At 60.4% G+C, this 13,441-nt stretch carries 8 protein-coding genes; 2 read left to right on the top strand and 6 right to left on the bottom strand.

The window, feature by feature from the left end:
- Positions 1–58 precede the first annotated feature (58 nt).
- The 6 genes from HBO05_RS19905 to uvrD all read right to left on the bottom strand — a co-directional run bounded on the left by HBO05_RS19905 (position 59) and on the right by uvrD (position 9,150).
- The gene (locus tag HBO05_RS19905) at positions 59–598 is read right to left on the bottom strand and encodes a Slam-dependent surface lipoprotein (RefSeq protein WP_262381434.1); all 540 of its coding nucleotides are present in this window, start codon (positions 596–598) and stop codon (positions 59–61) included.
- 310 nt (positions 599–908) lie between these two features.
- Positions 909–4,019 carry a TonB-dependent receptor gene (locus HBO05_RS19900; RefSeq protein ID WP_172313806.1) on the bottom strand — a complete coding sequence of 1,037 codons (3,111 nt, stop codon included), beginning with the start codon at positions 4,017–4,019 and terminating at the stop codon, positions 909–911.
- A 135-nt stretch (positions 4,020–4,154) separates the two neighbouring features.
- Positions 4,155–5,135, bottom strand: coding sequence for a FecR domain-containing protein (locus tag HBO05_RS19895; RefSeq protein WP_346343161.1), 981 nt, complete (start codon positions 5,133–5,135; stop codon positions 4,155–4,157).
- A 43-nt stretch (positions 5,136–5,178) separates the two neighbouring features.
- A complete protein-coding gene (locus HBO05_RS19890; protein ID WP_169954026.1) occupies positions 5,179–5,676 on the bottom strand; it encodes an RNA polymerase sigma factor in 498 nt (165 codons plus the stop codon).
- Between the two features lie 185 nt (positions 5,677–5,861).
- On the bottom strand, positions 5,862–6,743 hold the full coding sequence (locus tag HBO05_RS19885; protein ID WP_172313804.1) for a Tim44 domain-containing protein: 882 nt from the start codon (positions 6,741–6,743) through the stop codon (positions 5,862–5,864).
- 223 nt (positions 6,744–6,966) lie between these two features.
- Positions 6,967–9,150 carry a DNA helicase II gene (gene uvrD / locus HBO05_RS19880; RefSeq protein ID WP_169954024.1) on the bottom strand — a complete coding sequence of 728 codons (2,184 nt, stop codon included), beginning with the start codon at positions 9,148–9,150 and terminating at the stop codon, positions 6,967–6,969.
- Positions 9,151–9,430: 280 nt separating this feature from the next.
- Between uvrD and HBO05_RS19875 the strand changes: the two genes are divergently transcribed.
- Both HBO05_RS19875 and hexR read left to right on the top strand, forming a co-directional pair.
- Positions 9,431–12,310 carry an EAL domain-containing protein gene (locus tag HBO05_RS19875; RefSeq protein WP_170042033.1) on the top strand — a complete coding sequence of 960 codons (2,880 nt, stop codon included), beginning with the start codon at positions 9,431–9,433 and terminating at the stop codon, positions 12,308–12,310.
- Between the two features lie 156 nt (positions 12,311–12,466).
- Positions 12,467–13,333 carry a transcriptional regulator HexR gene (gene hexR / locus HBO05_RS19870; protein ID WP_029290040.1) on the top strand — a complete coding sequence of 289 codons (867 nt, stop codon included), beginning with the start codon at positions 12,467–12,469 and terminating at the stop codon, positions 13,331–13,333.
- Positions 13,334–13,441 lie beyond the last annotated feature (108 nt).

Here is a 13,441-nt window from a genome sequence, read left to right as displayed (position 1 = left end):
GCAAGTGCCTGGGGGCAGGCACTTGCTTGGGTGGTGCTACAACAGGTTCAACGTGCGATTACTTGGCGACACCACCGAAGGCGGTGTCGTAGTTGCGGTCGGTGAACTTGGCGATACCCGCCAGCGACGCGGTGGCGCCTGCGCCGAAGAAGCTGCCTTGTGAGGTGCCGGACGAAAGCAGTGCGTTGGTTGCGGTATTACGCGCCTGGGCAGTACCGGCGAAGCCTGCGGTGGCGGTGTCGATGGCCGCGGTGACTTGAACTTTAAGCGCGCTGTTGCTCAGCGAGCCGGTCAAGGTTGGTGTAGCGTTGCCGAACGAGGCGGTCAGGTCGCCAGACAGCACGTTCGCCCCGGAGTAGTTGTTGATGCCCTGTACCGCGTAGGTCACGTTGGCTGTTGGCAGTACACGGCCAGCGGTGTCGCCGGAGTAGTACACGACGCGGGTTGGATCATTGTTGGCGCCGGTCTGCGACCATTCTCCGTAGTACACTTGCTGGTTGGCGACTTGCTTGAAGTCAAAGTTGCCCAGTGTGGAGTGAGAGGGTGGCATCATCGCGGTGGTAATGGTGGAGACACCATTGGCATCGGTGGCAGCCATACCTTTCAAACCGCTGAAAGCGACTTTCGTGCCGTTGTAAAAAGCGTTAACGCCAATGGCTGGCTGGCCTGCGGAACCTGGGTGGTTAGTTGAGCCTGAACCACTGGAGCCGTCGACGACGATCGTGCCATCGTAACTTTGACCAGAAGAAGTGGCTGCTTGAGCAACGCCAGCCAGACCCAGAAGTGCCACTGCCAATACTGTGTAGTTGAAAGATTTCATTTCATCATCCATTGAGTGATTTAAATTAAGTCAACACGTCAAGCGTTTGCCAATTTCTTCTTTAGCCTCCCATGCAGTACCTCCCAAGTTAAAAAGTAGTGGTGAAAGCGAGTTTCAACGTTCGACCGGGTGCGGGCATGGCCGAACGCGTGAGTGGGTCGATGTAATAAAGGTTGCTCAAGTTGGTGCCGGTTAACTCGATGGATGCGTCATCGGTCAATTTATAGTTAACGTAGGCGTCATAAGTGATGATCTTGTCCCATGACATGGGCGTATTCAGGTAATAACTGACCATGGCGCTGTTGGGGTAGTTGTCATAGAACTTGTTTTCATGTTGGCGGTAATAAATAGCCCGTCCGCCCACTTCCAGTTTGCGATCAAGGAAGCGCGCACCTAACCCGAGGTTGGCAGTCCACTCCGGCATTGCCATGCTCACCAGGTATCCGCCTACAAAACCGTCTTCCACGCAGTTGGGGGTGCTGCCGTCGGTGCTGACGGAGACAGCCGAGTTTTCATCGCAGACTCTGTTTTTCAGGACGTGGCCGATACTCATGTCGGTGAAAAACCGTCCGTTATCGTAGCGGCCCTGGAACTCCACGCCGGAAGTGACTTGCTTCTCAAGGTTACTGAAGCGCAGTTGTGGGTCGCGTTCGATCACGTTTTTGGTCGTGTTGTAGTAATAGCTAAGCTTGATGTCGGCGCTTTCACTGCCACCCCAGCCGGCCAGGTTATGGATGTAGGCGGCTTCGTAGTTATGCGCATGTTCTGGCTCAAGCCCCCAGGGGTTGACCGATGAGGAAAAGCCCATGGTGCTTTCAAACATGCTTGGGTAACGGATGGCCTCGCTGTAGCGCAGGTAGACCCGGCCATTTTCCGAGGTATAGAAGGTTGCAGAAAGCGAAGGTGTCCAGCCACTGTCTTTCTGGTGTTTGGCTTTGATATCTTTTTCGTAGCCCTTGCCGTTTCCGGAAGAGCTGCAGGAAATAATATTTTCGCCTGCACTCAATCCATTGATACATGGATTGTTATAGCGTGAATAACGACCTTTTCCGTCACTCGCCCAATCCGCCCTGTGCTGAGTGTCTTGCACACGTGGCGTTTGTTGTTTGATTACGTCAATTAGCTCCTGACGCTCCGACTCCGGGGTATCAAACATATCCCAGAAAACTTTGTTGCTTGCAATTTGTCGATCGATGTCGGCTTGCAACTCAGAGTCGGTCAGCGTCTTTCGCGTGGTGTAATCCACCCGACGCCCGGTATCTTCAAATTGTGTTGTTATCCCACTCTTGTCCTGGGCACTTTTCAAGTAATCATCAAATGCCCAATAAGACGAATAACGCATCCCCGCCTCAAACTTGGCAAAGCTTACGGGCCGCCAGTCGAATTTGAAGTTGTACTCCTGTTCCTCGCGGCGCCCGGCCCGAGGGTACATGCGCAACGTGTCGCTGATGATAGGGTCGTAATAGTTGTCGTTCGATCCCAACTTTTCATGCTGATAACTACCACCCAGGGTCAGGTCGAGGCTGTCGAGCAACTTCAACTTATTGCTTGCGGTCAGGCCGATACGATCGTGCTTGGCGTTGGCCAGGGCGGTATTGCGGTACACCGGGTCGGCAATGGTGGTTTGATTGGGGACGCCACCGCTGCTGTAGGTATCGCTGCGGGTGTTGGTCATCCACAGGTTGGAATAGAAATCCACCCACGGGTTACCTTCGGGCTTGAGGTTGTATTCCAGGTTGTAGGCTTTGCTTTGTACATGGCTCAACGGCCATTGCGGCACGCCGTTGGTGGCGGCGTCGTAAGTCGTGCCGGGTTTAAAGAACGAGATCCGTGATGGCAGGATCTCGCCGTACAGCGCATCGGTGTCGCGATAGCCGAATTCCAGGGACTGGTTTTCATCAATCTTGAGTTTGGCCTTGCCCAGCCAGGACTCCATCTTGCTGGAGGTGTTGGGCACTTCATCGCCCGGTTTGTAGATAGTGGCGAGGTTGGGAATGTAGTCAAACTCGCCGTTGACTTTCTTCCCGCTGGAATAGAAGCCGCTCTTGTTCTTGCCCGCGTAGTGGTTGCCTTTTTCACGGAAGGCGTAGGCTGCCAGCAGTTCGAATTTTTCCTGGCGCGTGGCCAGTGCCAGGCGGTAGGCGGAGTCATCGCTGGACAGCAGTTTGTTACTGCTGCTGGTGCGCGGGTGTTTGTACAGCGAGTGATCGTAATAGCCCCTGATGGGTGAATATTCATAACCGGGGCTGGGCATTTGCCCGGTCATCAGCGTCGGCAGTTTGGGTGACACCGAGTTATTGCTGCCTTCGATTTTAAGTTCGCCACCATATTCCTGGTCCTGCTTGAGCACATCGTCGACGTTTAGAGTGCTGGCCACCACTGCGCCGCCAATGCCGCTGTAGACGTTACGCTCCAGGTTCGGGCCCTTGAGCACCTTGATGCTGCCGATCAGGTTGGGGTCGATGTAGTTGCGGTTGTTGGCGCCCATGTAGCCGCGATAAGCGGTGATTGCCTGCTCGGTGCCGTCGATGGTCACAGGCACGCGGCCGGGGCCCTGGATGCCGCGGATGTTTGGGTCCAGTGCGCCGCTGTTGCGCGAGTCGCCGCTGTACACGTTGAGCATGCCCTTGAACATATCGGCGGGGGCTGCGCCTTTGTAGCGTTCGATCTGCTCCTTGCCGGCATACACCGAGGAGATGTCCTGATCGTAGATATCGTTGTAGCCCTTTTCGTCCCGGGACTGCTTGCCTTCCATCCCCATGACGTAGGTCGGGTGCAAGTCGCCGGCCTGGATACCCGCCGAGTTCGGTGCCGATTGCACCTGGATGATCGGGCGTTCGGCTGAGCCGGTGAGGCTATAGCTGACCCCTTGATTGGCCAGCAGCGTTTGCAGCGCGGTGTCCAGGGACAGGCGTCCCTTGACCGGGTTGCCGTAGCTGTTGGTGAAGTCGTTGCTGCCCAGGTACAACTCGACACCGGCCTGGCGCGCCAGCAGGACCAAGGCTTGATCCAGCGCCAGGGCGGGCACGTCGAAGTTGTGCACGTCAGTGGCCGGGGCGTGGTTTGCGCTTGGCGCTGCCAGCACCGGGCTGATGATGGCGGCATTGGCGACCAGCGCAATGGCGGCCGACGCAATCCCCAGGCTCAGTCGGGTGCGTTTTGTTGCCTGGCGTTTTTTGTTGTTCTCTTGCGTCTGCAAAACCGGCCTCACTAAAGTAAATAAGATTTATTCACATGTAGTAGAAACGGCCCAGCTGCAAAAACGCGATAGATCGTTATGATCTATAAATATTGTTATTTATATTTTTTTGAAATTGACGCCGTGCGAGGCGGCTCAGTAGATCAGTGTCAGTCCTGGCAGCTCGAACATGCGCCCGTGGACTTGCGCCACCAGGTGTTCAAGCGCGGCGTCGAGGTTATCCAGGCGCATTACCGCACTGACCCGCACGTTGCGCAGGGCCTCGCCCTTGACCAGCACCAGCCCCGGTCGGTAACGGTTGATGCGGGCGGCGGCGTCGGCCAGGGATTCGCGTTGGAATACCAGCCGGCCTTCCTGCCAACTGGCCAGTTCCTCGGGGCTGGTGTTCAGCGGCACCAGGCCCGTTCCGGGGCTGAAGTGCAGGCTGTTGCCCTGCTCCAGCAGCGCGGAACCTGCGGCTTCATCGCGCCCGTGCTGGGTCAGGTTGACCTCGACCCGATGCTGCAGCACCCCCACCCAGCCTTCGCGATCCTTGCCGACACCGACCAGGTAACGCGTGCCTCGCGCGGTGATATCGGCCCCGGGCGCTTGTACGGTGAAGGGCCGCCGCTCCTGTTCATTCATTGGCGCAGGGGTGAAGACCGCCTCGCCCTGGCTCAGGCGCACCCGACGGGTCTGGTCGTCGTAGGCCAGGCTCAGGATGCTGTGGCTGCCCAGTTGCACCTGGCTGCCGTCGGCCAGGGTGATCTGGCGCACTTCGCCAAACCCGGTGTGATAGTCGCTGTTCAGGGCCTGGACCCAGAAAGGTGGTGCCAGCAGCATCCAGCAGCCCAACGCCAGCGCCGCCACGGCGCTGCCGCCGACCACCGGCATGCGCAGCCAGGCAGAGCGCGGCGGGCGTTGGGGTTTTACATAGCCGGGACGTTGCTTGAGCTGCGCGGTGGCCAGCCAAGCACGATTGGCGCGCTCGGCGGCGGCGGCGTGCAAAGGGTCGGCGGCCAACCAGCGCTGAAACGCCTCGAGTTCACGTGCCGAAAGCTGTCCTTGGCGATGGCGCATCACCCAGTCGGCAGCTTTGCGCTCTACCGGGTCGATAGTCTGTGGGGAGGCGTTCACGGTTCGGTCTATTTACCTTTTGGCTCTTTGTCGTACACAAGGCTCAGCCCTCTTGGTCCGGCTCAAGCGCCCGGCCAATCCTGGCCAGGGCCATTGCCATGTGTTTTTGTACAGAGCTTGTGGATATCCGTAAATAGCGCGCGGTCTCTTTGTGCGTCATGCCTTCCACCCGGCACAGCATGAACACATCGCGGGTACGCGGCGGCATGCGTTGCAGCAGGCTTTCCAGGTGCTCCAGTTCCAACGCGCCGAGGGCCTGTTCTTCAGGGCAACTGGTTTCGTCTACCAGGGTGGCGAAGAAGGCGCTGGGGTCGTTGTCGTAGCGCTTTTCACCATAGCGGCGGTGATGGTCGATCATCAGGTTGTGCGCTACCCGAAACAGATAGGACGGCGCGCACAGCACGCGCTCCAGGCTCTCCAACTGGGCGATGCGCAGGAAAGTGTCCTGTACCAGGTCCGAAGCCAGGCTTGGGGAGCACTTTTTGCGCAACAGATACCGATGCAACGCGGGTGCATGTTGAGTGAACAGTTTTTCCAGCACGGCGGCACTTTCCTATGCTCGGGCAGAACCGGGGAGGGCGAGTATAATGAGAGTCGTTCTCATTAATCCAGCAAAACCCCATGCTGACTTTTCCACAGGCAAAAAAACACCCCGGCTGTGCAGGCTTCTTAAAGCGCTGCACAAGACCGGGGTGTTTCTTACAGCAGGCTGTAGGCCTTTGTGGATCAGCCGTTCTGGCGGATACCGGCTACCAGCCAAGGCTGGTTTTCGCCCTGTGGACGTTCCATGTTCCAGCTTTCGCTGAACACTTCGCCCTGGTCGAAGCGCGAAGTCTTCGACGTACCGCTGAAGGTCAGGGTAGCGATGGTCTTGTCGGCGCGATCATCCACACCTTCCAACTGCACGCGCAGGTCGTCGATGTAGGTCGACTGGAAGCCGTCGCCCAGTTCGGCACGTTCGCGCTTGAGGAACTCCAGCAGTTGCGGGGTCACGAACTCGGCGATCTTGTCCATTTCGTTGGCGTCCCAGTGTTGCTGCAGGGACTGGAAGTGGTTGCGGGCCGCTTCGACGAAACGCTCTTCGTTGAACCAGGCTGGCGCGTTGATCACCGGACGAGCGGCAGCAGGTGCTGCCGAGCCGCCGAAGATCGAACCCATGGCAGGCTTTTGCTCGAACACTTCACGCTGCATCGGCGCGCCGGCTGGAGCCAGGTGCTCCTGCTGCTTGCGGCGACGGGCGGCGATGAAGCGGAAGATCACAAAAGCGATGACCGCCATGATCAGGATGTCGAAGATCTGCATGCCCTGGAAGCCGCCGCCCATGAACATGGAAGCGAGCAGGCCACCGGCAGCGATACCGGCCAGAGGGCCCAACCAGCGCGAAGCACCGCCGGCCTTGGCAGCAGCGCCAGCGGCACCGGCTGCACCGGCTGCACCTGCGGTGGCAGCCGCTCCGCCCATGCCGCCAGCGGCTGGGGCCATTTGGCTGGTCTGGTGGCTCGGTGCTGCGCCGGAGCTTTTACCGCCACCGAAGCGTTTGGCGTTGGCGTCGAGGCTCATCGTCAGGCCGATGCACAACGCCATGGCGATGCTAAGAAAACGTTTCATAAAGGGAATTCCCATTTGTGGATTGCACGCGCGCCATGTTGCACAGGTGCAGAGGCAGTGGCTAGCGGCATAATGTTTCGGGCTTTTGCGTAAGACCTTTGCGAATGGTCTGTAGGACTAATTACAGATATTGGCCCGTACTGGTTAAAAACAAGGGCAAGGCGACCCATCTCACCGAGGCAGAGCGCCCGATCGTTCCCACGCAGAGCGTGGGAACGCTCAGTCAGACCGCTTCGAGCTTGGCGTAACCCATCATCAGCCACTTGCTGCCTTCGGCGAAGTTCACCTGCACCCTGGCCTGGGCTCCGGCGCCTTCGAAGTTGAGGATCACCCCTTCGCCAAAGATCGCATGCCGGACCTGCTGGCCAAGGCTGAACGGGGTCTCGGGAATTTCCGAGCCGGCAAACATGTTGCTGGAGTTCTGCTGCTGACCGCCACCAAACGGCCGGCTGACGCTATTGGACAAGCGCACTTCCTGAATCAGCCCTTTGGGCACTTCCCGTACGAAACGCGACACCTTGTTGTAGGTCTCGCTGCCATACAGGCGTCGTGTCTCGGCGTAGGTCATCACCAGGTTCTGCATCGCCCGAGTGATACCCACGTAGGCCAGGCGGCGTTCTTCTTCAAGGCGGCCGGGCTCTTCCAGGCTCATCTTGTGCGGGAACAGGCCTTCTTCCATGCCCACCAGGAACACGTAGGGGAATTCCAGGCCCTTGGCACTGTGCAGCGTCATCAGTTGCACGCTGTCTTCGTGCTCATCGGCCTGGGTATCGCCGGCTTCCAGGGAGGCGTGGCCGAGGAACGCCGCCAGTGGCGACAGGTCGGCATCTTCCTCGCTGTTCTCGAACGCGCGGGCGGCGCTGACCAGTTCCTCAAGGTTTTCTACCCGAGCCTGGCCTTTCTCACCCTTTTCCGCCTCGTGATAAGCGATCAGGCCGGATTGTTCGATCACGGTCTGGGTCATCAGGTGCAGCGGCATTTCCAGGCATTTGGCGGCGAGGCTGTCGATCAACTCGACAAACCCACCCAACGCTCCGGCAGCGCGGCCGGTCAGGCCTTTATTGGCGATCAGCAGACGCATGGCCTCCCACATCGACACATCGCTGTGACGCGCATGTTCGCGGATCGCCTCGACGGTTTTCTCGCCGATGCCCCGTGCCGGTACGTTGATCACCCGCTCCAGCGCGGCATCGTTGCCGCGACCTTCCAGCAAACGCAGGTAGGCCATGGCGTTCTTGATTTCTGCGCGCTCGAAGAAGCGCTGGCCGCCGTAGATGCGGTACGGAATGCGCTCGCGCAGCAAGGCCTCTTCGAGTACCCGTGACTGGGCGTTGGAGCGGTACAGAATGGCGATATCACTGCGGGCCAGCCCGGTTTTCAGGGCGCTTTCAATGGTTTCCACCACGTAGCGCGCTTCGTCGTGCTCGTTGAAGGCCGCGTACAGGTTGATTGCCTCGCCTTCGCCGCCGTCGGTCCACAATTCCTTGCCCAGGCGCCCGGTGTTATTGGCGATCAAGGCGTTGGCGGCCTTGAGGATCCCGGCGGTGGAGCGATAGTTCTGCTCCAGGCGAATGGTCTCGGCGTCTGGGAAGTCGTCGGAATACTGGTAGATGTTCTCGATTTTCGCGCCGCGCCAGCCGTAGATCGACTGATCGTCGTCGCCCACCACCATCAGGCTGTCGCCGCCCTTGGCCAGCAGGCGCAACCAGGCGTACTGCACGGCGTTGGTGTCCTGGAACTCGTCCACCAGGATGTGCCGGAAGCGCTTCTGGTAGTGGGCCAGCAAGCCGGGGTTGTCGCGCCACAGGTCGAGGGCCCGCAGCAGCAGTTCGGAGAAGTCGATGACGCCGGCACGCTGGCAGGCCACTTCATAGGCTTCATAAATGCTGCGCATGGTGGCCAGGAACAAGTCGCCACTGGCCTGGATATGTTGCGGGCGCAGGCCTTCGTCTTTCTGGCCGTTGATAAACCATTGGGCCTGACGCACCGGCCAGCGTTGTTCATCCAGGCCCAGCTCGCGGATCACCCGCTTGACCAGGCGTTGCTGGTCATCGCTGTCGAGAATCTGGAAGGTCTGGGCCAGGCCCGCCTCCTGCCAGTGGGCCCGCAGCAAGCGGTGCGCCAGGCCGTGGAAGGTGCCGACCCACATTCCGGCCGGGCTGATGCCCATCAACTGCTCGATGCGGTGGCGCATCTCGGCAGCGGCCTTGTTGGTGAAGGTCACCGACAGGATGGAATGCGGCGACGCGTTCTCGACCTGGATCAACCAGGCGATACGGTGCACCAGCACTCGGGTTTTACCGGAGCCAGCACCGGCCAGGACCAACTGACGGCCAACGGGGGCTGCTACGGCCTGGCGTTGGGCATCGTTGAGGGAATTCAGCAAAAGGGAGAGATCATCGCGCATCGGCGCATTCTAGGGTGCCGGGGGAAGGGGGGCAAATCCCATTGCCGGGTGGTCGGCACAAAAAAATCCGCGGCGATCTTCAATCGGCAAATAATCGATCCACGGTGATGACCGGTAAGTCATCGCCTGTAGCCCGCGCCCTGTCTTGTTCAGCCCCTCTGGGCCCAAGGTTTGCGATGGTTTATTCGCCGATTTTTATGATCCAGAGCAGTTTGGTCTGCCCGCCCGCTTGTGTATGCTCCGTCGACGTTTCGGGCTCACCATTATAAGAACACTGCCTATGACCCTCAGCACCGACTTGCCTGGCCCTTCTGTCGCGCCGGCGCAAGTTATCCGCAAGCACTACGCCATGGAGATGGCGGTCGAGCGCACGCGTCTGTTGTACCAAGGTTCGTTGCTGCCCACTTTATTGATGTTGATTAACGGTCTGGTCTGCGCCTGGTTGCTCTGGAGCCCGCAGCGCTACGTGCTGGTCGGCAGTTGGCTGGTGTGGTTGCTGGCCCTGGTGGCGATGCGCGTGATCCAGGTGGCGGCCTTCGATAGCGCCCTGCCCAGCCGGCAGGCGCAGCCGGTCTGGCGGCGCATGTTCATGTTGGGCTCGGCGGCCAGCGGCCTGACCCTGGCGAGCGCGGCCATTGTCCTGGTGCCCCTGGACAGTTTCGTGCAGCAGGCCTGGATCTTCGGCCTGATTGGCGTGGCCACCTTATCGGCCAGCGTGGCCTACGCGGTGAGCGTGCCGGCGTTCTTATCGTTTGCCTTGCCCTGCCTGGTGCCCACCATCCTCTATTTATTCTGGAGCGGCGAACCGCAACTGCAGGGCTGGAGTTACCTGGGCCTGATTCTGCTGGCATCCCTGAGCCTGGTGGCATGGCAGGTCAACCGCCTGATCCAGCGCGGTTTGCTGCGCCGGTTCCAGAACCAGGCCCTGATCGAGCACCTGCAGCAGGCCCGTCAGCGCAGCGAGCAGTTGAATCAGGACCTGGTGCGCGAGGTTGAGCAGCGGCGCCAGGTCGAGCAGGAGTTGCGTGAAGCCCAGGTCGGCCTGCAACACCGTGTCGAACAACGCGGCCAGCAACTGGACGCCGCCAGCCTGGCCCTGAGCAAAAGCGAAGCGCGCCTGGCGATGGCATTGCAGGCCAGTGAGTTGGGTTTGTGGGACTGGAACCTGCAAACCGACGAGGTCCACCACACCCAGCTCAAGGAGTTGTTCGGCCTGGAGCCGGAATACGTCACGGCGATGTTGCGCGACCTCACGCCTCGCCTGCACCCGGACGACTTGCCGCTGCTCAAGCGCGCGCTGGTGGAGCACTTGAAAGGGCGCAGCGAGGACTACCAGGTGGAGTACCGCGTGCGCCATGGCGACGGGCGCTGGGTGTGGATCGAGGACCGTGGGCGCGCCGTGGAGCGTGCGGCCAGCGGGCGCGTGACGCGCATGCTCGGTACCCGGCGCGATATCAGTGCCGGCAAGGCGGTGGAAGAACAGCTGCGGCTGGCGTCCACGGTGTTCGAGGCGGCCAGCGAAGGCATCGTGATCCTGGACCCGGAGTACGTGCTGATTGCGGTCAACCAGGCCTTCAGTCGCGTGACCGGCTTTGATATAGACGACATGCTCGGGCGCAATGTGGTGGAGTTGCCGTGCAGCCGCGATGCCCGCCGACACTTCCCGGTGATCCGCCAGGCGTTGTTGAGCCACGGCAGTTGGCAGGGCGAATTGGTGGAGGCGCGCAAGAACGGCGAGCTGTACCCGCAATGGCTGCAACTGAGCGTAGTGCGCGATGTTCGGGGAAACGTGAGCCATATCGTGGGCTTCTTCGCCGATCTGTCGGCGCGCCGCGAATCCGAGGAGCGCATGCGCTACCTCACCCATTACGACGAACTGACGGGCCTGGCCAACCGCTCGCTGTTTCGCGAGCGCCTGCGCGAGGCCCATCAGCGGGTGCGCCAGGGCGGCCGCAGCCTGGCGTTACTGCATATCAACCTGGACCGCTTCAAGCTGCTCAATGACAGCCTGGGCCATGAAGTCGCCGACCAATTGCTGCAAAAAATGGCGCGGCGCCTGATCAACGCGTTGCCGGAGGCCGACACCATTGCGCGGTTGTCCGGCGATGAATTTGCGGTGTTGTTCGACGCTTATGGCAGCCTGTCGAGCCTGGCGCGAGTGGCCACCCGGCTGCTGGCCAAGTTGCGGGTGCCAGTGGCGGTGGAGGGACATGAGTTGGTGGTCAGCGCCTCAATCGGTGTCAGCCTGTTGCCGGATAACGCGCGGGAAATTTCCGCGTTGGTCAGCCAGTCGAACATGGCCATGCAGCACGCCAAGCATTTGGGCGGCAATAACTTCCAGTTCTACACCGACAGCCTGCAAGCCAGCACCCTTGAGCGCCTGCAGCTGGAAAACCAACTGCGCAAAGCCATCGATGAACGCCAATTGAAGGTGTTCTACCAACCCAAGCTGTGCCTGGCCACTGGCAAGATGAACGCCGCCGAGGCGCTGGTGCGTTGGGACCATCCGCAATGGGGCAGTGTGCCGCCCGGTGATTTCATTGGCTTGGCAGAAGAAACCGGATTGATCGTGCCGTTGGGCGAGTTCGTGCTGCGCCAGGCCTGCTGGCAGGCCTGTGAATGGCAGCGCCAGGGCCTGGCGCCGATCCGCGTGTCGGTCAACCTGTCGGTGCACCAGTTGCGCCAGGGCAAGCTGGTCAGCCTGGTGCGCCAGGTGCTGGACGAAACCGGGCTGGCCCCGCAGTACCTGGAGCTGGAGCTGACCGAAAGCCAGTTGCTCGACAGCGTCGAGCACATCATCGCCACCTTCCAGCAATTGCGCGACCTGGGGGTGAAGCTGGCGATTGACGACTTTGGCACCGGCTATTCGTCCCTCAGCTACCTCAAGCGCATCCCCGTGGATTACGTGAAGATCGACCAGACCTTTATCCGCGGCCTGGGCCAGGGGCGCGAGGACTTGGCGATTACCCGGGCCATCATCGCCATGGCCCATGGCTTGGCGCTCAAGGTGGTGGCCGAGGGTGTGGAGGATCAGCAGCAGCTGGATTTCCTGCGCGCCGAAAACTGCGATGAGGTACAGGGCTATTTGATCAGCCGGCCGATCGAGGCCGAAGGGCTGGCGGATTTGTTACGGAAAAATGCGGATTTTCCTGGCTGCTAGCGAGGCGCCATCGGGTGCTACATCGCATATGCCCGCTGATTCAGGGGGGAGTAGGGCGATTTAGTGATGCATCGAACGGGCAAATCCGCAATTCTTGTAGTATAACTACAAGCTTGCTACATCCCTGGCGCCTGCCAATAACAAGAGTCCTGCCCTTTGAACCTGTTGCAACATATCGCCCAGTCGCGCCACCTGTTACGCAAATCGGAACTCAAGGTTGCCGATCACGTGCTGCTTGACCCTGCGGCCGTGATGCACAGTTCCATGGCTGACCTGGCCCACAGCGTGGGGATCAGCGAGCCGACCATCGTGCGCTTCTGCCGCGCCATCGGTTGCTCGGGGTTCCAGGACTTGAAGTTGAAACTGGCCCAGAGCCTGGCGGCCGGCGCCAGCTTCGGGCAGTTTGCGATCCACGAAGACGACTCCGTCGCCGACTACAGCCTGAAAATTTTCGATACCACCCTGCACACCCTGATGGAAGTGCGGGAAAAGCTCGACCCGATCGAACTGCAAAAAGCCGTGACCGCCATGTCCCAGGCCCAGCGCGTGGAGTTCTATGGCTTTGGTGCCTCCGGCGCGGTGGCGGCGGATGCCCAGCACAAATTTTTCCGCCTGCTGCTGACGGCGGCGGCCTACAGCGACCCGCACATGCAGGCGATGTCGGCGGTGACGTTAAAGCCTACCGACGTGGCGATCTGTATTTCCCAGTCGGGCCGTTCCAAGGACTTGCTGATCACCGCCAACCTGGTGCGTGAAAGCGGCGCGTCGCTGATCACCTTGTGCCCGAGCCAGACGCCATTGGCGGAGCTGTCCACGGTCAACCTGGCGATCGACGTGCATGAAGACACCGAGATCTATACGCCACTGACCTCGCGCATCGCCCACCTGGTGGTGATCGACGTGCTGGCGATGGGCGTGGCGATGGCGCGTGGCCCGAGCCTGGTCAACCACCTCAAGAGCGTCAAGCGCAGCTTGCGCAGCCTGCGTCTCTCGCCCAAATCGGTCAAAGCCCTCGACGACTGACCCAAGGTCGCACTCGATCAACTGTAGGAGCTGGCTTGCCTGCGATAGCGGTCTGCCAGCCCCGCACTTATCGCCTGAGGCACCGCCATCGCCGGCAAGCCGGCTCCT

The organism is Pseudomonas sp. WS 5079 (genome assembly GCF_012985465.1).
Classification (GTDB): Bacteria; Pseudomonadota; Gammaproteobacteria; order Pseudomonadales; family Pseudomonadaceae; genus Aquipseudomonas.
Note: the sequence above shows the minus strand (reverse complement) of the source record. Positions and strands in the feature narration are given on the sequence as shown.